Origin of the sequence: Mesorhizobium sp. ESP-6-4, from assembly GCF_020164735.1 — a bacterium.
Classification (GTDB): Bacteria; Pseudomonadota; Alphaproteobacteria; order Rhizobiales; family Rhizobiaceae; genus Mesorhizobium.
The window spans coordinates 69,939-89,940 of sequence record NZ_JAIUGS010000021.1; the positions used below are offsets into that span (position 1 = coordinate 69,939).

The window sequence follows — 20,002 nt, forward strand, 5'->3', positions numbered from 1 at the left end:
TTTACCGCACGGGGCAACAGCCGGTGGCCACAGACTGACGGGCCTTGGCGGGTCCGTCAATACGAACGCCGGCTCAAGGCGAACCTTGAGCCGGCGCAACTGTGCTGAGCTTACTTGCCCTGCATCGCCTTGAGATTGGCGGCGTAGGCGTCCACATCATCCTTGCCGATGATCTTGGTCGGGATGATGATCAGGTTGTTGGCCGGGATGCCCGACTTGTCGCCCTTGAGGTAGGAGGCCATCAGCTTCATGCCCTGATAGGCCCATTCGAACGGCTGCTGCACCACGGTCGCGGCGACGGTGCCTTCCTTGACGCCGCCCAGCGTGATCGGATCGTCATCGAAGCCGACGACGGTGATCTGGCCGAGCTTGCCGGCGTCGCGCAGCGCTTCATAGATGCGCGGCGTGTTGTAGGAATAGAAGCCGACCATGCAGGTGATATCGGGGCTGGCGACCAGCGCGTCCTCGACGTTCTTCTTGGCACGCGCCTGGTCGATATCGTCGCCGCGCACGTCGACCAGCTCGATCTTGCTGCCGGCGAGCCCGTCCTTCATGCCCTGGATGCGCTCCTTGGCGTTGTCGGCGCCGAGCAGGCCGACGAAGCCCAGGCACTTGCCGCCGTTGGGCATCGCCTTCTTGGCGATCTCGGCCGCCTGCTTGCCGGCATCGACATTGGACGAGCCGATATAGGCGACGCGCTTGGTCTGCGGGGCATCCGAGTCGGTAGTGAACAGCGCGGTTTCCGACGCGATCTTGTTCAGTCCGTCGGTCGAGGTCTTGGGATCGACGGCCGAGACCATGATGCCCTTGACGCCTGCCGTCACCAGATCGTCCATCAGCCGCTGCTGGATGGCGACCGAAGACTGTTCCGGATATTTGAGCTCGAGATTGTAGTCGGGCAGTTCGCCCTGCGCCTTCTTCACGCCGGCTTCCGCCGCCTTCCAGAAGTCTGACGCACCGTTGACGACGAAGGCCAGCGTCGGCTTGTCGTCGGCGCGCACGCTGGCGCTTGCCGACAGGCCTAATGCCAAGGCCGCCGCGGCGACGGATGCGTTGCGTATCATGGATTTCATAGTTCAACCTCCCTTGTAGAACTCTTCGCTGATGTCTCGGCTGCGGCGCGGATAACCCTCCTCCTCAAGGGTATGGCGCAAAGGTCCGCCGACTTAAGAACGGTTCCGATCCGGCCGCGGTCGAGACACTAGACACTCATGTGGCATTCGTAAATAGTCCGATTTGTCTGACATTTTCGTGAGGATGGACACGAGCCCCAACCGGCGGTCCGCCGGCTTTCGAGCGAGCATCCTTCGCACTTTGCCGGCACCGAGCGGAAGCCCGGACGGTTACGACGAGTTGACAGTAGAACGCTTACAGCTATTAGTAAAGAGTATTAGTTTTGGGCTGAGGCGCGTGCTTTCGAAGCGGAGGAGACGCTGGTCGAAAGATGCGCCGGGAGTGAGGAGAGCACGTGCGCAAAAGCTTTCTACAGCACGGAAACCCGTAGGAATTGTCAGCGCTGCTGACCTTATCGGACTGATTTCGTCGCGACGCGGCGCGGCCGGCGATTTGCATGTCGCGCTTGATAATACTTATTATCAATAGTGCGTTTCAGATGAGCGTGCCGACCATCTTGCCATTGCAATCGGCCTTTGCTTTGGAGCCGGCCGGGTTTGGGAACCGACCATGAGTGAACCGACGGAACTGCGTGATCCTCCCGGGGCTTCCAGGCGCCGCAAGCCGGCCGCCAAGCCCAAAGGACGTGTCACCATGACCGACATCGCGCGCGCCGCCGGCTGCTCGCAGGCGACGGTCTCGTTCGTGCTCAACAATTCGCCGGGCATCAGGCTGTCGCAACAGACACGCGACCGGGTGATCGAGGCGGCCAGAGCGCTGGGCTATTCGCCGCCGGTCTTTTCCGCGCTGCGGCCGCCGGTGACGCCCTTCGAAGGCCTGGATGGCGTCATCGGCTTCGCGGTCGACCAGCTCGCCACCAGCCCCGAGGCGGTGGTCGCCATCGAGGGCGCGCGGCAGGCCTCGTGGAACGCCGGCAACGTGCTTCTGGTGGCGCAGACCATGGGCGACGCGGTGATGGAGCCGCGCGCCATCCAGGCGCTGACGGGGCGCGGCATCACGGCGTTGATCTATATGACCATCTTCACCCGCGAGATCGCCGCGCCGGATTTCCTCTACAGTCTCGAGATGCCGGTCATCCTGCTCAACTGCTACACCGCCGATTATGCCTTCCCGGCCGTGGTTCCCTCCGAGATCGCCGGCGGCCAGAGCGCGACGAGACACCTGATCGGCCATGGCCATCGCCGCATCGCCACCATCACCGGCGAGCCGTGGATGCAGGCCGCTCAGGATCGGCTCAAGGGCTATCGCCGCGCTCTAGCCACCGCCGACATCCCGTTCGACCCGGAACTGGTGGTCGAGGGCGACTGGTCGGCCAGCGCCGGCTATGCCGCGACGGTCAAGCTGCTCGGGCTCAAGGACCGGCCCACCGCCATCTTCTGCCAGAACGACCGCACCGCGATCGGCTGCTACGAAGCGCTGAAGGAAGCCGGCCTGCATATCCCGCAGGACATCTCCGTGGTTGGCTATGACGATGAGGAGATCGCCCGCCATCTGTTCCCGCCGCTGACGACCTCCATCCTGCCGCATCTGGCGATGGGCCAATGGGCGATCGAGCAACTGGAGACGCCGCCGACGCCCGGCCGCGGCCGCTATCCGATCACCAAGCTGGAGTGCCCGCTGGTGGAACGGGAGAGCGTGGCAGGCGTGAAGGGATAGGATGTCCCAGATCGCCACTTCAAGGCTTGAAACGTATTGACGTTGTACTGACAATCACTAGATATCTGTCCCTGACACAGGAGGATTTCGATGGCGCAGTCCAGTCATGCTGGCAGCAATCGCAACGCAGTTCGCAAGGATGATGTGATTCAGATCCGCGCTTCGGCCGAGACGAAGGCCATTCTCAACCGCGCCGCGAGCTTGCGCGGGCAAAAACTGTCGGAGTTCATGCTGGACAGTGCGCGCAAGCAGGCTGAGGAGACCATTCTCGACCAGCGTGCCTTCTTTCTCGATGCCGACGCGCATGAGAAATTTCTTGACCTGCTTGATGCTCCGAACAAGCCGTCGCAAGAGCTTCGCGCCCGCATGATGCGCAAGCCAGCCTGGGAGCGCTGATGCCCGCTGGGCAATCGCAAGGCCCGCGAGTCCGTGCTCCGGAACGGCTGACCATCAGTCATGATGTCGCAGAATTTCGCAACGGCAGGCATCCCACCCTTGATGACTGGCTGCGAAACCGTGCCCTCGCCGGCGAGGGATTGTCTGCCCGAACCTATGTCGTCTGCGACGCGGGCACGAAAAATCGTGTCGTCGGTTACTACGCGATCTCCACGGCGATGGAAGAACGGGTCGCGCTGCCAAGCGCCAAGCTACGCCGGGGCATGCCTGAACAGGTTCCTTTGCTGCTGATAGGCCGTCTGGCGATCGATCAGGCGTTCCAGGGAATGGGCCTCGGGGGCGACCTGCTTTCCGATGCGCTCCGGCGTTGCCTCGCGGTTTCGGACATTGCCGGGGTTCGTGCCGTGGTGGCGCACGCCACCGACGACGACGCCGTTGGTTTCTACCAGCGTCACGACTTCACTATGTCTCCGCTGGGCGAGCGCGTCATGCTGATGCCGATCGAGACGATACAGGCGCTGTTCTCGAAAACTTGAGGCGAGTTGTGCAGGCCATTGCATGACGAGGAGATCGCCCGCCATCACTTCCCGCCGCTGACGACCTTGCCGCATCTGGCGATGGGCCAATGGGCGATCGAGCAGCTGGAGACGCCGCCGACGCCCGGCCGCGGCCGCTATCCGATCACCAAGCTGGAGTGCCCGCTGGTGGAACGGGAGAGCGTGGGGAGCGTACCCGAACAATTCCGATGACCCGGCCCCGAGACCGGCTTATGATGAGTGAGCGTGTGTTCCTTCCCAACAGGAAAAACGCTCATGTGGCCGAACCGGCGTTTATGCGATCTCTTGAAGATCGAGCATCCGATCATCCAGGCGCCGATGGCGGGCTCGGCGACGCCGGAGCTCGCCGCCGCGGTGAGCAATGCCGGTGGGCTGGGGTCGCTCGGATGCGCATCGATGCTGCCGGATGGCCTGCGCAACGTTGCGCGCCAGATGCGCGCCTTGACCGTGCGTCCCTTCAACCTCAACTTCTTTGTTTTTCCCAGGCCCGACACCGGCGACGCCGTGCTGACCCAGGTCATCGACAGGTTGCGGCCCTACTATGAGGAGCTGTCGCTCGGCGAACCCTCGCGGAGGCTTCCGCCGATCGGACCGGGCTTCGATGAAGAAAAGCTTGGACTGCTGCTCGAGATCCAGCCGCCGGTCGTGAGCTTTCATTTCGGCATTCCGGATGCGGCTGCCGTCGGCAGGCTGAAGCAAGCCGGAATCGCAATCATCGGCACCGCGACCAATGTTGCCGAGGCGCGCAAGCTCGCCGACGGTGGAGCCGACGCGGTCATCGCCCAGGGCTGGGAGGCGGGAGGTCACCGCGGTTCGCATGCTCCCAATGGTCCTGGCGACGGCGTTGGAACGATGGCACTGGTTCCCCAGGTCGTCGATGCCGTCAAACTCCCGGTCATTGCCGCGGGAGGCATCGCCGACGGCCGCGGCATAGCGGCCGCTTTCGCGCTTGGCGCCAGCGGCGTGCAGATCGGCACCGGCTTCCTGTCCTGCGACGAGGCCGGCACGGACGCTCCGCGCCGCGCCCTGATCCGCACGGCGACCGACATGGACACAATGGTCACCGATGCCTTCACCGGCCGCGCGGCGCGCGCGAGACGCACCCGCTACGCCCTGGAAATGGAGGAGAGCAGGGTGCCCCTTCCGGACTTCCCGCAAATGGTCGCGCTCAGCGCCCCGCTCGGCGGCGACAAGGATTTCGCCTTCCATCTCTATGGGCAGGCGGCGGCGCTGAACAGGGAGCTTCCAGCCGGACAACTGGTGCGAACGCTCGTGGCCGAAACGGGCGAAGTGTTCGACGTTCTCTCGGCCGGCAAAACGACGCCTGCGTAAGCGAAGTCTTCGTCGTCGACGTCCCCGATGAGCTTTTAACCCGCCTGTCGACACTGGATTGCGAAAGATCAGCCGGCAAGCAGGGATGCCATACGGTCGCGATCGATGATGTTGGGATTCGGCGGCAAAGGGCGACCGTCCAGTTCGGCCAGTTTCGCCGCGATATGCGGTCTGGCGACGACATCCTGCGGCAGCGAAACGCACATAGCGATCTCGATCACGCCGCGAAACACGTCGGCATCCTCGCTTGCGGCAGCGAAAAGCCGGGCCATGACCGGATTCGGCGGCGGAACAGGAAGGCCGTCGGCCAAGGCGTTCATCTCCGCGATCCGAGCACGGTCGGCGGCGATCTGGTTGCGATAGAACGGGCCGACCTGACGCTCGGTCTCGACATCGTATTCCCGCGAGAATTCGGCAGGGTCGCCGATGTGCCGGCGAGCGACGTTCCTGAGCACCTGCGCGTGCAGAAGGCCGACGCTCAACCCCCGCCCGGCGGACGGATTGGTGCAGGCCCAGGCATCGGCCACAGCCGCAAACCCGGTGACGACAGGCTGGCCGTCGACGACAAACCGCCGGTAGCGGTCGAGAACGCCCGCCATCAGCAGGACATGCGTGATCGGCTCGCCGTCCAGCCAATGGGCCTGCATCGGACATGCCGTAACGACACGGTGGAACGTGGCGGTGTCGCGCAAAGCGCGCATGGCCTTGTTTCTCGCGGAGGTGAACAGAGTGACCGACCAGGTGTCGTTGTCGCCATCCAGCGTGAGAATCGAGAACAGCCCCATCGGAGTGAGCAGGCGGCCCTTTCGGCGCGGCCGCTGCTTGCCCGTGAAATAGCGAGTGAAATAGACGAAATTGCTGTCCTCGGCTTCCTCGCTCGGACTGCGGCCTCCGGCGGCAACGATCCATTCGCAGGCAGGGCTTCGCCGCCCCATCGCATCGATCACCAGGTCGGCGCGAATCTCTTCGCCGGACGTGGTGCGAACGCCCGCAATATGCGGCACGCCGGGAATGGCTGAGGCGCCTGTGATCAGCTCGCGAACTTTGATCCCCCGCCGGACCGTCACATTGGGCGCAGCTTGCGCCATCTCGGCCGTGGCCCATTCGATCACCGGCCGCCGGCCTGTGACGAAGCGCATGGCTTCGTCACCCGGGCGGGGCGCCCTGTCCGTTATTGTCGGCGGCAACGATCGAGGGTCGAAGAAATCCATCCAGACGCAGCCGGCGCGCAGCAATTTATCCGTCAGCCCCGGTAGCTCCTGATCGGCGACCATCCGGAAACGCGAGCTGAGGTTGTGAGGCTGCCTGAACTGCGCAACGCCGGGGCGCTCCCAGTCCCATCCTTGACTGGAACTCGAAGGCCGGTCCGCCGGATCGGCCTCTAGGACCGTCACGTCATGACCGTCGCGGCCAAGCATGGCCGCCGTGCACAACCCGATTACGCCTCCACCGCAAATCAGGATCTTGCTCACCCCGTCCCCCAATATCCGCGAGGGTCCGGCGCTATATTAGCTTCTGCACATGCTCCCTGCAACGTGCCGGGCCGCCAGCGCCCACCGCTTGTGTGCAGTCACGGAACGATCCGCTGCTTTGGCTGCTTGGCATGGCTTCCGTGGAAGTCTAGGCTGACATCAGCGAAGGGAGGGCGAGATGACATCAAGTTTCACCGTTCACGCGGCGTCCGGCTATGAGCAACTTATGGGGCGCTGGAGCCGCAGGCTCGCGCCCAAGTTCATCGATTTCGCCGGTCTGGCCGGCGGCGAAAAAGTCCTCGACGTGGGTTGCGGCACCGGCAGCCTGACCTTCGAGCTGACGAAGTCAGGTGATCTTGCCGAGATCCAGGCCATCGACTTCTCGCCGGTCTTCGTCGCGGCGGCGAAGGAGAGGAACACCGATCCGCGCGTCACCATCCAGCAGGCGGATGCCACCGCATTGCCGTTCGCCGATGATGCGTTCGACCGCGCGATGGCGCTGCTGGTGCTGCACTTCGTGCCGGAGGCCGGCAAGGCGGTGGCCGAGATGCGCCGCGTGACGCGGCCGGGCGGTGTGGTCGCGGCCGTGGTCTGGGACCATTACGGCGGCATGACCGGGATGCGCATGATGATCGACACAGTTGCGGCGCTCAGCGAAAGCGGGCGTCAGCTGCGCAACCGCTATTGCTTCCAGCCGATGATGCAGCCGGGCGAGATGAAGCGGACCTTTGTCGAGCAGGGTCTCGTGGATGTCACCGAGGCCGAGCTGATGATCCGCATGGACTACGCGGATTTCGACGACTTCTGGGCGCCGATCGGCGCTGGCGAAGGCCCGCTCGGCAAATATATGACCACGCTGGACGCGGCCGAGCGGGAGCGTGTCGAGGCCGCCGTCCGCGATGCCTATCAAGCCGGTCGACCCGATGGCCCGCGATCCTTCGCCAATGTCGCCTGGGCCTGCCGCGGCATCGTTCCCTGAAATCGCATCGACCGCGGCGGGGTAGCGGCTCAGTTGCCGCCGGCGGCCGCGGCATTGATCTCCCAGCCGTCGACCCACACCTGCCGCAGCCGGTCGCCTTCGCCCTTGAACCATTGGCCGGCCGCCCGGCAATCCTCGATGCGGTCGCTGCGGAAATTGCGAATGGCCTGGCGCAACTCGCACCAGGCGACGATGTTGGCCGTCTCGGCATAATAGATCAGCGCGACCGGGCGGATGATGCGGCCGGTCGGCCGTCCCGCCTCGTCGCGATAGGAGAGGTCGAGTTTCTCCTCGTCGCGGATGGCGCGGCGGACCAAAGCGAGGTCGACGGCGGAAGCGGAGGGTGCTGCAAAGCCCCAGGCATGGAGCGCATTGGCGTCGAGCGTCTGCCGCAAAGGCGGCGGCACGGCGCCGGCGATCTTGGCGCCGACGCGTTTCGCGGCCTGCTTGAGCTCGTCGTCGCCCGTGCGCTCCAGCAGGGCCAGCGACAGGACGATCGCTTCCATCTCCTCGATGGAAAACATCAGCGGCGGCAGGTCGAAGCCCGGGCGCAGGATGTAGCCGATGCCGCGCCCGCCCTCGATGGGCACGCGCATCGCCTGCAGGGCAGCGATGTCGCGATAGACCGAGCGTACGGTCACTTCCAGCCGCTCGGCGATCGTCGCCGCCGTTACCGGCTTCCTGGCCAGCCGCAGGATCTGGATGATCTCGAACAGGCGCGAGGCCTTGCGCATTTTCTCACCCGGCTGAAATGCAACTGACACACCCCCGTCAGTTGGAATGCCCTATAGGGCCGCCTACCCGCTTGAAAATCAACGGTTCCATTGCGTGCCAGGCGGATAATGGGACAGGCAACTGACATGAGCTATGGCGAAAATCTCTGGCTGTTCTTCGTGCTACTGTTCGGCATCATCGCCGTTCCGGGCATGGATATGCTGTTCGTGCTGGCCAATGCGCTGACCGGCGGCAGCAACAGGGGCCTGGCCGCGACTGCCGGCATCATGCTGGGCGGTGCAGTGCATACGCTGAACGGAGCGATCGGCGTCGGCCTGCTCATGCATTTCGTGCCGATCCTGTTCACGCCGCTGCTGGTCGCCGGCGCCGCCTACATGGCCTATATCGGCATTTCGCTGATGCGCAGCTCGATCACCGTCGGCGACAACGGACCAATGGGGAGCCGCTCGGCCTGGAAGGCGTTTCGCCAGGGTCTGGTCACCTGCCTGATCAATCCGAAGGCCTATCTCTTCATCCTTGCCGTCTATCCGCAATTCCTGAAGCCGGCCTACGGTCCGATCTGGATGCAGGCGACGATCATGGGATTGCTGACGGTCGCCACGCAGGCCGCGATCTATGGCGGGCTCGCCGTCACGGCGGGGCGCAGCAGGCAGATGCTTGTGGCCAATCCCCGCGCGACCGTTCTCGCCGGGCGCATGGCAGGGCTGCTGCTGTTCGCGGTCTCGATATTCACGGCCTGGGAAGGTTTGAGGGCGGCGTGATCGCCGCCCCTCTCTCCATTTCGCTCAAGCCGCGCCCTGCCGGCTGGCAAGCATCTCGCGCTTCACCGACCGGCGCCATTCGACCGCGCCGGCGAGGCCGTGCAGCACCGTTTCCGTGGTCGCCCAGTCGATGCAGCCGTCGGTGATGCTCTGGCCGTAGACCAGCGGCTTGCCGGGCACGACGTCCTGCCGGCCGGCGACGAGATTGCTCTCGATCATGACGCCGATGATGCGCTCGTCGCCCGCGGCAACCTGGCCCGCCACGTCATGCGCGACCTTCGGCTGGTTCTCCGGCTTCTTGGCGCTGTTGGCGTGGCTGACATCAATCATCAGCCGCGGCGCGATGCCGATGCGGACGAGCTCGGCCGCGGCGGCCTCGACGCTTGCGGCCTCATAGTTCGGCGCGACGCCGCCGCGCAGGATGACATGGCAATCCTCGTTGCCGGTGGTTGCCGCAATGGCGCTGCGGCCGCCCTTGGTCACCGCCATGAAATGATGCGGCTGGGCGGCGGACTTCACCGCCTCGCCGGCGATCCTGAGATTGCCGTCGGTGCCGTTCTTGAAGCCGACCGGGCAGGACAGGCCCGAGGCCAGCTCGCGATGGATCTGGCTTTCGGCGGTGCGCGCGCCGATGGCGCCCCAGGCGACGAGGTCGGCGATGTATTGCGGGATGGTCATGTCGAGGAACTCGGTCGCCGCCGGCAGGCCGAGATTGTTGACGGCCGACAGCACGTTGCGCGCCATGCGCAGCCCTTTTTCGATGTTGAAGCTGCCGTCGAGGTCGGGATCGTTGATCAGGCCCTTCCAGCCGACCGTGGTGCGCGGCTTTTCAAAATAGACGCGCATGACGATCTCGAGCCGGTCGGCCAGGGCCTCGCGCAGCGCCGCCAGACGGCTGGCATAGTCAACGGCCGCGACCGGATCGTGGATTGAACATGGGCCGACGATGACAAGCAGTCGATCGTCGGCCCCCGAGAGGATCGAATGGATGGCGTTGCGCGAAGCGGCAACGGTGCGCGTCGCCGTGAGCGAGCGCGGTATCTCGCGCATCACCTCGTCCGGCGTGCTCAAGGCTCTGATTTCGGTGACCCGAAGGTCGTCTGTGGTGGTCAACACGGCTTTCTGCTCCTGGTTTAGGAGACCTGCCGGCTGAAACAAAAAAAGCCGCCAGGTCTGGCGGCTTGTCGGATTTTCGATCTGGAGTTTTCAGATCGAGCGCAATCCTCCCGCCGCCAGCGAGCTACCGTAGCTAAAGTACCAAAACGAGGCGGTCAGGTGGATCATGCGGCTGATATAATCGATGCGTGGGCGTTTGTCACGTGCCTGTTGAGGCTGGCAATTTCGGGTGGGGCCGAACCTTCGCGATTTCGTCATTCCAGGGCGAAGCAGGAGCGAAGCTCCGTCGCGAAGACCCTGGAATCCATGCCGTTACCTTGGCCGAAGAGCGCGGCGATGCATAATTCTGGACCGCAGCAACGCTCCGGAGTCGCGGCATGGATCCTCGGGTCTGCGCCGCGTCGCTTCGCTCCTTGCTCCGCCCGTGGATGACGAAGTGACCTGCGTCGCCGCCAGGCTCCCCTGCGACTACTCCCCGATCACGCCGGCAATGTTCTGGTCATAATCGACCAACGAGCCGGTCATCACACCGGCCTGGGGGCTCAGCATATAGGTGATCAGCCGGGCAAGCTGCGCGGGCTTGACCAACTGGCCCATGGGCTGCGCGGCCTCGGCCTTCTCCAACCAGTCATCCGACGCTCCGTGCCATTTTTTCTGGACGATCGCCTCGCCCTCGGTGTCCATCCATCCCGGCAGCACCGCATTGCAGCGGATGCGGTTCCGCCGATAAGCGCTCGCGACATTCTTGGTCAGCGTCATCAGCGCGCCCTTGCTGGTCGAATAGGGCGTCAGGAAGGACTGGCCAGCATGCGCCGACATCGACAGAACGTTGACGATCGAGCCCGGCGCCTTGCGCTCCAGGAGATGCGCGACCAAGCCCTGCATCAGGAAGAAGGGGCCGCGCACATTGGTGTCGAAGATCTGGTCGAAGAGTTCCTCGGTGGTCTCCACCAGCGACCCGCGCGCGGAAGTGGCGGCGGCGTTGACCAGCGCGTTCAGCGTTCCGAAATGCTTGATCGCGGTCTCGACCGCGCGCTTGCAGTCGGCGACCTTGGCGACATCGGCGCTGATGAAGATGGCGTCGACGCCACTCTTCTTCAGTGCCGCGACCGCCTTGTCGCCTTTCTCCTGCGAGCGGCCGACCAGCGCCAGCGCGCGGCAGCCCTCGTCGGCCAAGGCTTCCGCAACCGCGAAGCCGATGCCCTGCGCGCCGCCGGTGACGATGGCGCGCGTTTCTGAATTGCGACCGGCCAAACCGTTCATCGCTGTGCTCCTCAATCCGTATTCAAATTTCAATCGACGCGGACGGTCTTGCCCGTCTTGGCCGACTGCAAGGCCGCGTCAGCCAGTTTCAGCGCGATCAGTCCGTCCTTGCCGCTCGGCGCCGCCTTCTTGCCGGCGGTTGCCGCGACGATGAAGGAGGCGATCTCGTTGGCATAGGCATCGATGTAACGGGTCATGAAGAAGTCGTGCAGCGGCGGACGGGTGTAGCCCTTGTCGTTGGCAAGTTCGATCGACACCGGCCGCTGGTTCTCGGCCGCGACCATGCCCTTGGAGCCATGCACTTCGATGCGCTGGTCGTAGCCATAGGTGGCGCGGCGCGAATTGGAAATGACGGCCTGCTTGCCGGAGGCGGTCTCGAGGATGACGCTGACCGAATCGAAATCGCCGGCTTCGCCGATTTTCTTGTCGACCAGCACTGAAGCATGCGCGCTGACCGCAACCGGCTCCTCGCCGAGCAGAAAACGCGCCATGTCGAAGTCGTGGATGGTCATGTCGCGAAAAATGCCGCCGGAGCGGGCGATGTAATCGAGCGGCGGGGCGCCCGGATCGCGCGAGGTGATGGTGACCATCTCGACCGTGCCGATGGCGCCGTCGTCGATCGCCTTGCGCACGGCGGCGAAATGCGGGTCGAAGCGGCGGTTGAAGCCGACCATCAGCGTGGCCTTAGTCTTCTCGACAACGGCAAGGCACTGCTCGACCCGTTTGACGTCGAGGTCGATCGGCTTCTCGCAGAAGATCGCCTTGCCGGCCTTGGCGAAGCGCTCGATCAGATCGGCATGGGTGTCGGTCGGGGTGCAGATGATGACGGCGTCGATGTCCTTGGCCTGCTCGATGGCATCGATCGTGCGCACTTCGGCGCCGTAGGCGGAGGCGAGCTCAGTCGCCGCTTTCTCGAAGGCATCTGCGACGGCAACCAGTTTTGCCTGCGGATTTGAGCCGACGGCGCGGGCATGCACTTTGCCGATACGACCGGCGCCGAGAAGAGCGAAGCGGAGAGTCATGGAATATCCTTCGAGATGGTTTAGAAAGCTGTCCGCGCCGCCGGCGCGGATGATTGGTTGATCCCGTCGCGGCGTCCGTCAGGCGGCCTGCAGTTCCGCCTGTCCGGTCTTGGCGCCGGTGATGTAGGCGACGATGTCGTTGCCGTCGGTGTCCTGCTTGCGCAAATTGGCGACGATGCGGCCGCGGCGGAAGACTACGATGCGGTCGACCAGGTCGAACACCTGGCGCATGTTGTGGCTGACCAGGATCAGCGGCTCGCCGTTTTCCTTCAGCGTACGGATGATGTTTTCGACCTGCGCGGTTTCCTGCACGCCGAGCGCTGCCGTCGGCTCGTCCATGATGATCAGCTTGGAGGCGAAGGTCGCGGTCCGGGCGATCGCGACGCATTGGCGCTGGCCGCCGGACATATGGCGAATGGTGCTGGAGAGGTTGGGGATCTTCACCGCCGTGCGGATCAGCGCCGCCTCGGTCGCCTTGCGCATCGCCTTGCGGTCGAGGATCGAGAACGGCCCGAGGTTGAAGAGCACCTTCTCACGCCCAAGGAACAGGTTCGACGGCACGTCGAGATCGTCGGCCAGCGCAAGGTTCTGGAACACGGTCTCGATGCCCGCCTCGCGCGCCTCGATCGGGCCGGCGAAGTTCACTTCCTTGCCGTCGAACCAGATCTTGCCGTCGGTGCGCTGCTCGACGCCGGTGATCTGGCGCACGAAGGTCGATTTGCCGGCGCCGTTGTCGCCCATGATGGCGACATGCTCGCCCTTGCGCAGCTCGAAATTCGCCTCCTGCAAGGCGTGCACGCCGCCATAGTGCTTGGTCAGGTTTTCGGTCTTCAGAACGATGTCGGACATGGTCAAGCTCCTATCGCGCGGCGGCGCTGGCGCCATTGATCGAGAACGACCGCGCCGACGATGATCACGCCCTTGACCATCTCCTGATAGTAGGCGTCGAGGCGCAGGAAGGTGAAGCCGGAAATGATGACGCCGAAGATCAGCGAGCCGATGACGGTGCCGATGATCGAGCCGCGGCCTCCCGACAGCGAGACGCCGCCGATGACCGCCATGGCGATGGCGTCGAGCTCGTACATGACGCCCATGCCGGCCTGGGCGGTGAGGTTCTTGGAGCAGAGCACCACTGCGGCAAGCGAAGCGAGGATACCGGCGATGGCGTAGACCAGTACCTTGTGATTGGCGATCTTGATGCCCGACATGCGCGCGGCATCCTCGTTGGAGCCGATCGCATAGCAATGCTTGCCATATTTCGTATAGCTCAGGATAAGCTGGAACAGGAGCGCCAGCGAGATGAAGATGACGACAGGCATCAGGCCCTTGCCGATGGCCGCGAAGCTGTCGGTCGGGAACGAGATCGGCTGGCCCTTCGACCACCATTTTGCGATGCCGCGGGCGGTGACCATCATGCCGAGCGTGGCGATGAATGGCGGAATGCGGGTATAGGCGATCAACAGGCCGTTGATCAGGCCGGCGATCAGTCCGCAGCCGATCGCGACCAGCACCGGCACGATAACCGGCAGGTCGGTCCAGCCATAATCGATGAACATAGCCTTGGGATTGGGATTGCCGTTGACGGTCGCAACCTGCGCGAAGCTCATGGCGATCATGGCGGTGGCGCCGACGATCGAGCCCGAGGACAGGTCAATGCCGCCGCAGATGATGACCTGGGTGACGCCGATGGCGATGATGCCGACGATCGAGACCTGCAGGATGATGATCTGCAGGCGCTGCTCGTTGAAGAGGCCCGACACATTCTCGCGCGTGTTGAACAGGAAGCTGTCGCCGAGGAAGACGCGGCCGATCAGCTCGAAGGCGACGACGAGGATGACCAGCGCCAGGAACACGTTGAACTCGGCCGGCCATGGACGCTTCTTGGCGTCATAGCTCAACCCGCCAATGCCATGCGATGTCTGTGACACGTCTTCTTCCTCCGAATGACCGCGCCCCGTTCTCCCGCCCTGTCGGGCGGGAGAGGAACAGAGCGGCGCCGCTTCGCCAGCAGCCGATTTCAGCCAGACCGATGCGTCGCGGCACCACCCCGCGGTTTGTCTTCACGCAATTCCATACCGAAAACCGTTCCTGGAATTGCGCCGGCGCGCCTCAGTTCTTCTTCAAGAACTTGTCGATGTTCGCCGGAGTGACGAGCTGGAACGGGATATAGACCTTGTGTTCCACCTTTTCGCCCTTGGCGAGCTTCAGCGCGGCGTCGAGCGCACCGGCGCCTTGGCCGGCAGCGTCCTGGAAGACCGTCACGTCGAGATCGCCTGCCTGCATCGCGGCCAACGCATCCTGCGTGGCGTCGACGCCGCCGACGACCACCGACTTCATGTCGATATTGGCGGCCTTCATCGCCTGGATGGCGCCGATGGCGCTTTCGTCGTTGTTGGCGATAACGCCGTCGAACGCCTTGCCCGATGACAGCCAGTTGGTCATCAGGTTCTGCGCCTGGTCACGATCCCAGTTCGAGGTCTGCTTGTCGATGATCTTGATGAAGCTGCAGTCCGGCGTGGCGATGACTTCCTCGATGTCCTTGGTGCGCTGCACCGCGGCCTGATTCGAGAGCTCGCCCATGATCACGTAGACATTGGCTTCCTTCTTGCCGGCTTCCTTGAACAGGCGGCAGGCTTCCTTGGTCTCGAGCGTGCCGGATTCCGCCTCGTTCGACGCGACGAAAGCCTGGTTGTCCGGCAGCTGGTCGACATTGACCGGCTGGCGGTTGACATAGACCAGCGGGACCTTGGCCGCGGCGGCCGCGTCCGACATTGCCTGGGTGGCCGAGGTGTCGACCGGATTGACGATGATCGCGTCGACGCCCGAGGCGGCGAAGTTCTTGATCTGGTCGAGCTGCTTGGCCACGTCGTTCTGCGCATCCTCGACCTGCAATTCGACACCGCTCATGCCCTTGGCCTGCGCGATCATGCCGTTGCGCAGCACGGTCAGGAAGTTGTCGTCGAACTTGGCCATCGAAACGCCGATCTTGGCGGCGAAGGCGGATGAGCACATCAGCGCCGAAAGCGCGACGCCCAAAAGCAGTTTCTTCATTTTATTCTCCTCCACTTGGTGTCCGGCTGCACCCATTTGAACCGGAATCCCCGGTTTGCCCGGGGAATCTCTCCCTGCGGCCATGCGGCGTCCCAACTCGACTGGAACGCCTCTTCCTCCGTTCGCACAGGCGTTCCGGAACGAAAGAACCAAAAAGCCTAGTTAGTGAAATATTTATTCCATTTCGTTTTGGAAACGTCAAGGGCGATTCCGACGAGATTGGCCGTTTTTCGGTCCCGATCGTCGAAACCCGAGCCCGAATCGAAGCAAATCGCCATGAAAGAATCCATCAGTCTGATGGATTCTTTCACATCGACCCATCGCAAACGCCGGGAATTGGCTGAAGCCGCCCCAACCTCGTCATTCTATGGCGAAGCAAGGAGCGAATCGACGCGATGGGCGTTTCGACCAATCTCCAACGCGTGCCGCCTGCCAACGCAAACGGGCGACCGATCACAATTCCTGCGCTGGAGCTTCTAGATGTTTTCCGGCAGATAGATATCGAAGGGCAGGAAGGTCTGCCCCGGCGCATTGGCGGCGCCGCTTTCGATGGCATGGGCCATCAGCCCCAGGAGTTCCCGGCAGAGCGCGGCGAGCGGCGTCGAGATCACCATGGTGAGGATGTTGTCGGCAAGTGCTGCGCGCGAGACGGCGTTGATCTCGTTGCAGATGACGACCGGCATAACCGCCGGGTTTGCCTTCCGCAGCGCCGAGACGGCGCCTTCCATGCCGCCGCCGGCGACATAGCAACCGGCAAGATCGGGATGGCGCGCCAGAAGATCGAGCATGGCGTCATGCGTCACGTCATTCGCCTCGAGGTTGACCAGCGTCTCCATCACAGTGAAATCCGGCGCGTGCTCGCGGAAATAGGAGCGGAAGCCGATCTCGCGCAGTTCGTGGCCATGGAAGCGGTGGCTGCCGACGAAGAGCGCCACCTTGCCCGGCTTCCTGGCGGCCTTGGCGATCATCCATGCGGCGCTGCGTCCGACCTTGCGGTTGTCGAGACCGACATAGCCCTCGCGGATGCCGGCGGCAAAATCGGACAGCAGGGAGAAGACCGGCTGCCCCCTCGCCTTCAGTGCCTCCACCACCGCCGTCAGCGTCGGGTGATCCGGGCCGACGACGGCGATGGCTCTCGACTTGGCCGCCAGCCTGCGCATCTGGCCCGCAATCTCATCGGGCGCCAGCGACGTGGCGAAGTCGATCGCGGCAGTGCCGCGGAAACGTTGCGACTGCGAAACCGCCAGCTCGAGCTCCCTGGCAAAATCGCCATAGAAGACGTCATTGCCCCTCAGCAGCAGGAAGCCGAGCCGGTATTCCGGCAATTCCTGGCGCATGCGCTGCTTGATCAGCCCCGCCGCGTGGTAGCCGATCTCGGTGGCGGCTTCATACACCCGGCGCGCCGTCTCCTCGCGCACCGGCAGGCGGCTGTTCAGCACCCTGTCGACGGTGGCGACACTGACGCCCGAGACGCGCGCGAGATCGCTAATGGTCGGCCGCTTTGCCATGAATGCTCCATTGCTTGTCCGACTTAGGATATCTCACTCTGATAGGAAATGATAGAAACTATCTTCCTGATGTTGAGACTATCATGAGCCGGCGGTATGGTGAAGTGGAAGCCGGCCATGAACGAGCCCAGACCTGCTAAACCGTTCGCCAGGCGCTGTTGGAGGAAGCTCAATGACGGCCATGACGTCTTCGTCGGCGTCGCCACGCGACTACAGCCTGACCGGCCGCGACGCCAAGCTCGCGGTCGAGAACGGGCTGGCGGCGGCCGAGTGGTACCATACCGAGATCCCGCGCAAGCAGATGAAGGAGCTGATGCAGCGCTCCGACCAGCCGGCGATCCGCGACACCATCATCTGGCTCGGCGCGCTGATCCTCAGCGGCGCGGGCGGCGCCTGGTTCTGGGGCAGCTGGTGGTGCGTGCCGTTCTTCTTCGTCTATGGCACGCTCTACGGCTCCTCGACCGATTCCCGCTGGCACGAATGCGGCCATGGCACGGCCTTCCGCACCCAGTGGATGAACGACGCCGTCTACCAGCTCGCCTGCTTCATGATCATGCGCAATCCGGTGACATGGCGCTGGAGCCATACACGCCATCACACCGACACCATCATCGTCGGCCGCGATCCCGAGATTGCCGTCATGCGGCCGCCGGATCTGCTGCGCGTCGTCTTGAACTTCTTCGGCATTCTCGATGCCTGGCATGCGATGACCGACATGCTGCGCAACGCTGCCGGCGTCATCAGCGCGGCGGAAAAGACCTTCATCCCCGAACAGGAACAGCCGAAGGCGATCCGCGTCGCCCGCCTATGGCTCGCCATCTATATCGCGACCATCGCCCTGGCCCTCTACCTGCATTCCTGGCTGCCGCTGCTGCTGGTCGGCCTGCCCCGCCTCTACGGCGCCTGGCATCACGTCATGACCGGACTGCTGCAGCATGGCGGGCTCGCCGACAATGTCATCGACCATCGGCTCAACAGCCGCACGGTCTACATGAATCCGGTCAGCCGCTTCATCTATTGGAACATGAATTACCATGTGGAGCACCACATGTTCCCGATGGTGCCCTATCACGCGCTGCCGAAGCTGCATGAGATGATCAAGCACGATCTGCCGGCGCCGACGCCGTCGATCCTGGCCGGCTATCGCGAGATGATCCCGGCCTTCCTGCGCCAGCTGCGCAACGAGGATTATTTCCTCAAGCGCGCGCTGCCGCCGACGGCGAAGCCCTACCGGGAAGAGCTGCACAACGACAATCCGGTGGCGGCCGCGGCCGAGTAGCGTAACCAACCGATTTTCGCGGAGAACGAGATGAGCGACTGGGTCGAGGCCTGCGCGGCCGGAGACATCGACGAAGAGGACGTGATGCGGTTCGACCATGCCGGCCGCACCTTCGCCATCTACCGCAGCCCCGACGACGAATATTTCGCGACCGACGGGCTGTGCACGCATGAAAAGGTGCACCTGGCCGACGGGCTGGTGATGGACGACATCATCGAATGCCCGAAGCACAACGGCCGCTTCAATTACAAGACCGGTGACGCGCGCGGCGCGCCGGTCTGCGTCAACCTCAAGACCTATCCGGTCAAGGTCGACGCCGGCAAAGTTCTTGTTCAGGTCGGGTGACGCTGATGACGGGAGGAATGGTGGTCATCGGAGCCGGCGAATGCGGCGGGCGCGCCGCGCTCGCCCTGCGCGATCTCGGCTTCGAGGGGCCGGTGACGCTGGTCGGCGATGAGCCGCATCTGCCATACGAGCGGCCGCCGCTGTCGAAGGAAGCGATGACCGGCGAGGCGCCGGCCATCAAGGCGATCGCCACCGACGCGCTGTTCGCCGAACGCTCGATCCGCCACATCCATTCCGTCCGGGCCGTCGCGGTCGATCGTGCCGCGCATGTCGTGCAACTGTCGGACGGATCCTCCCTGCCATATCAAAAGCTTTTGCTGGCGACCGGATCCGTGCCGCGCACGCTGCCGATGCCGGGTCTCGGGGGGCGTTGCGTCTATCTCAGGACGTTCAACGACGCTTTGGCCATTCGCGCTCATCTCGGCGCCGGCAACCGCGTCGCCATTATCGGCGGCGGCTTCATCGGCCTCGAGCTTGCCGCCGCGGCGCGCAAGCTAGGCGCGGCCGTCACCGTCATCGAGGCGCAGCCGCGCATCCTGATGCGCGGCGTGCCGGCCGAGATCGCCGAGATCATCCACAAGGCGCATGAGGCCGAGGGCGTTGCGATCCGCACCGGCCAGGGGATCGCTGCGATCGCCGATGACGGCGCGGAGGTCAGCATCACGCTGGCCGACGGGCAGGCCATTGTCGCCGATCTCGCGGTGATCGGCATCGGCGCCGTGCCGGTGACGGCGCTTGCCGCCGAGGCGGGGCTGGCCATCGACAACGGCATCGCGGTCGACGAGCAGTTGCGCACCGCCGACCCTGATATCTTCGCCGCCGGCGATTGCTGCTCGTTCCCGCTTGCCGTCTATGGCGGCCGGCGCGTGCGCCTCGAAGCCTGGCGCAACGCCCAGGAACAGGGCGCCTTGGCCGCGAAGAACATGCTGGGCGGCGGTGAGGCGCATGCCGCTGTGCCGTGGTTCTGGTCGGATCAGTATGGGCTGACCCTGCAGATCGCCGGGCTGTCAGACGAAGGCAAGAGTATCGTGCGGCGCGACCTCGACGACGGCGCCTTCATCCTGTTCCACTTGGCCGAGGATGGCAGGCTGGTGGCCGCCAGCGGCATCGGCCCCGGCAATGCGGTGGCGCGCGACATCCGGCTGGCGGAAATGCTGATCGCCAAGCGGGCGAGCCCGGCGCCGGAAGCGCTCGGCTCGCAAGCGGTCAAGCTGAAGTCGCTGCTGGCGGCGTGATTTTCCCTAATCGCGGGAGGTCGCGCTGCCCCTCATCTGCCTGCCGGCATATCCTTCGTCATTCTAGGGCGGAGCAAGGAGCGAAGCGACGCGCGCAGACCCTAGAATCCTGTGTGTTGGTTCTGGTGTATGGTTGAAGTGGGAAGGAGACCGAATGAATC

At 64.1% G+C, this 20,002-nt stretch carries 19 protein-coding genes and 2 pseudogenes; 10 read left to right on the top strand and 11 right to left on the bottom strand.

Features of this window, described 5'->3' with window-relative positions; all coding sequences use genetic code 11:
* Positions 1-110: 110 nt before the first annotated feature.
* On the bottom strand, positions 111-1,073 hold the full coding sequence (locus LB523_RS25725) for a sugar-binding protein (RefSeq protein WP_140843592.1): 963 nt from the start codon (positions 1,071-1,073) through the stop codon (positions 111-113).
* Positions 1,074-1,683: 610 nt separating this feature from the next.
* Between LB523_RS25725 and LB523_RS25730 the strand changes: the two genes are divergently transcribed.
* From LB523_RS25730 to LB523_RS25750, 5 genes and pseudogenes are all read left to right on the top strand, one after another.
* Complete coding sequence (locus LB523_RS25730; RefSeq protein WP_181174825.1) at positions 1,684-2,790, top strand: LacI family DNA-binding transcriptional regulator; 1,107 nt, start codon at positions 1,684-1,686, stop codon at positions 2,788-2,790.
* Between the two features lie 90 nt (positions 2,791-2,880).
* Entirely contained in the window at positions 2,881-3,186 is a 306-nt protein-coding gene (locus LB523_RS25735; protein WP_224608262.1) for a DUF1778 domain-containing protein, read from the top strand.
* Positions 3,186-3,722 carry a GNAT family N-acetyltransferase gene (locus tag LB523_RS25740; protein ID WP_224608265.1) on the top strand — a complete coding sequence of 179 codons (537 nt, stop codon included), beginning with the start codon at positions 3,186-3,188 and terminating at the stop codon, positions 3,720-3,722. Before LB523_RS25735 ends, LB523_RS25740 begins: the two co-directional genes overlap by 1 nt.
* Positions 3,723-3,746: 24 nt before the next feature.
* Positions 3,747-3,935, top strand: a pseudogene (locus LB523_RS25745) (LacI family transcriptional regulator); the annotation flags it as partial.
* Positions 3,936-3,998: 63 nt separating this feature from the next.
* Positions 3,999-5,075: an NAD(P)H-dependent flavin oxidoreductase gene (locus LB523_RS25750; protein WP_224608268.1), complete on the top strand. Its 1,077-nt coding sequence runs from the start codon at positions 3,999-4,001 to the stop codon at positions 5,073-5,075.
* Positions 5,076-5,143: 68 nt separating this feature from the next.
* Here LB523_RS25750 and LB523_RS25755 read toward each other — a convergent pair whose 3' ends face one another.
* Both LB523_RS25755 and LB523_RS29495 read right to left on the bottom strand, forming a co-directional pair.
* The gene (locus LB523_RS25755) at positions 5,144-6,214 is read right to left on the bottom strand and encodes a hypothetical protein (protein WP_224608301.1); all 1,071 of its coding nucleotides are present in this window, start codon (positions 6,212-6,214) and stop codon (positions 5,144-5,146) included.
* A gap of 189 nt (positions 6,215-6,403) precedes the next feature.
* Positions 6,404-6,547, bottom strand: a pseudogene (locus LB523_RS29495) (FAD-dependent oxidoreductase); the annotation flags it as partial.
* 178 nt (positions 6,548-6,725) lie between these two features.
* Here LB523_RS29495 and LB523_RS25765 point away from each other — a divergent pair.
* Positions 6,726-7,526, top strand: coding sequence for a class I SAM-dependent methyltransferase (locus tag LB523_RS25765; RefSeq protein ID WP_224608271.1), 801 nt, complete (start codon positions 6,726-6,728; stop codon positions 7,524-7,526).
* Positions 7,527-7,555: 29 nt separating this feature from the next.
* Here the strand turns inward: LB523_RS25765 and LB523_RS25770 are convergent, their stop codons facing one another.
* The gene (locus LB523_RS25770) at positions 7,556-8,260 is read right to left on the bottom strand and encodes a helix-turn-helix transcriptional regulator (RefSeq protein ID WP_224608274.1); all 705 of its coding nucleotides are present in this window, start codon (positions 8,258-8,260) and stop codon (positions 7,556-7,558) included.
* 126 nt (positions 8,261-8,386) lie between these two features.
* Here LB523_RS25770 and LB523_RS25775 point away from each other — a divergent pair, with 126 nt between their 5' ends.
* A complete protein-coding gene (locus tag LB523_RS25775; protein ID WP_224546371.1) occupies positions 8,387-9,022 on the top strand; it encodes a LysE family translocator in 636 nt (211 codons plus the stop codon).
* Between the two features lie 24 nt (positions 9,023-9,046).
* Here LB523_RS25775 and LB523_RS25780 read toward each other — a convergent pair whose 3' ends face one another.
* The 7 genes from LB523_RS25780 to LB523_RS25810 all read right to left on the bottom strand — a co-directional run bounded on the left by LB523_RS25780 (position 9,047) and on the right by LB523_RS25810 (position 16,982).
* Positions 9,047-10,138, bottom strand: a complete 1,092-nt coding sequence (locus LB523_RS25780) for a 3-deoxy-7-phosphoheptulonate synthase (protein WP_224546369.1) — start codon at positions 10,136-10,138, stop codon at positions 9,047-9,049.
* Positions 10,139-10,606: 468 nt separating this feature from the next.
* Positions 10,607-11,401, bottom strand: coding sequence for an SDR family oxidoreductase (locus LB523_RS25785; RefSeq protein WP_224608277.1), 795 nt, complete (start codon positions 11,399-11,401; stop codon positions 10,607-10,609).
* A gap of 29 nt (positions 11,402-11,430) precedes the next feature.
* Complete coding sequence (gene iolG, locus LB523_RS25790) at positions 11,431-12,423, bottom strand: inositol 2-dehydrogenase (protein ID WP_224608280.1); 993 nt, start codon at positions 12,421-12,423, stop codon at positions 11,431-11,433.
* A 78-nt stretch (positions 12,424-12,501) separates the two neighbouring features.
* Positions 12,502-13,272 carry an ATP-binding cassette domain-containing protein gene (locus LB523_RS25795; RefSeq protein WP_140858779.1) on the bottom strand — a complete coding sequence of 257 codons (771 nt, stop codon included), beginning with the start codon at positions 13,270-13,272 and terminating at the stop codon, positions 12,502-12,504.
* 2 nt (positions 13,273-13,274) lie between these two features.
* Entirely contained in the window at positions 13,275-14,351 is a 1,077-nt protein-coding gene (locus LB523_RS25800; protein WP_095768206.1) for an ABC transporter permease, read from the bottom strand.
* Positions 14,352-14,532: 181 nt separating this feature from the next.
* On the bottom strand, positions 14,533-15,474 hold the full coding sequence (locus LB523_RS25805; RefSeq protein ID WP_095768205.1) for a sugar ABC transporter substrate-binding protein: 942 nt from the start codon (positions 15,472-15,474) through the stop codon (positions 14,533-14,535).
* A gap of 476 nt (positions 15,475-15,950) precedes the next feature.
* Complete coding sequence (locus LB523_RS25810) at positions 15,951-16,982, bottom strand: LacI family DNA-binding transcriptional regulator (protein ID WP_224608283.1); 1,032 nt, start codon at positions 16,980-16,982, stop codon at positions 15,951-15,953.
* 172 nt (positions 16,983-17,154) lie between these two features.
* On the opposite strand from LB523_RS25810, the gene LB523_RS25815 reads away from it, so the two are divergent.
* From LB523_RS25815 to LB523_RS25825, 3 genes are read left to right on the top strand one after another with little or no spacing between them, the layout of a single operon-like run.
* Positions 17,155-18,261 (top strand): fatty acid desaturase family protein, encoded by a 1,107-nt coding sequence (locus LB523_RS25815; protein WP_224608286.1) that lies wholly within the window; start codon positions 17,155-17,157, stop codon positions 18,259-18,261.
* Between the two features lie 30 nt (positions 18,262-18,291).
* Complete coding sequence (locus LB523_RS25820) at positions 18,292-18,606, top strand: MocE family 2Fe-2S type ferredoxin (RefSeq protein WP_140674315.1); 315 nt, start codon at positions 18,292-18,294, stop codon at positions 18,604-18,606.
* Between the two features lie 5 nt (positions 18,607-18,611).
* A complete protein-coding gene (locus tag LB523_RS25825) occupies positions 18,612-19,841 on the top strand; it encodes an NAD(P)/FAD-dependent oxidoreductase (protein WP_224608289.1) in 1,230 nt (409 codons plus the stop codon).
* Positions 19,842-20,002 lie beyond the last annotated feature (161 nt).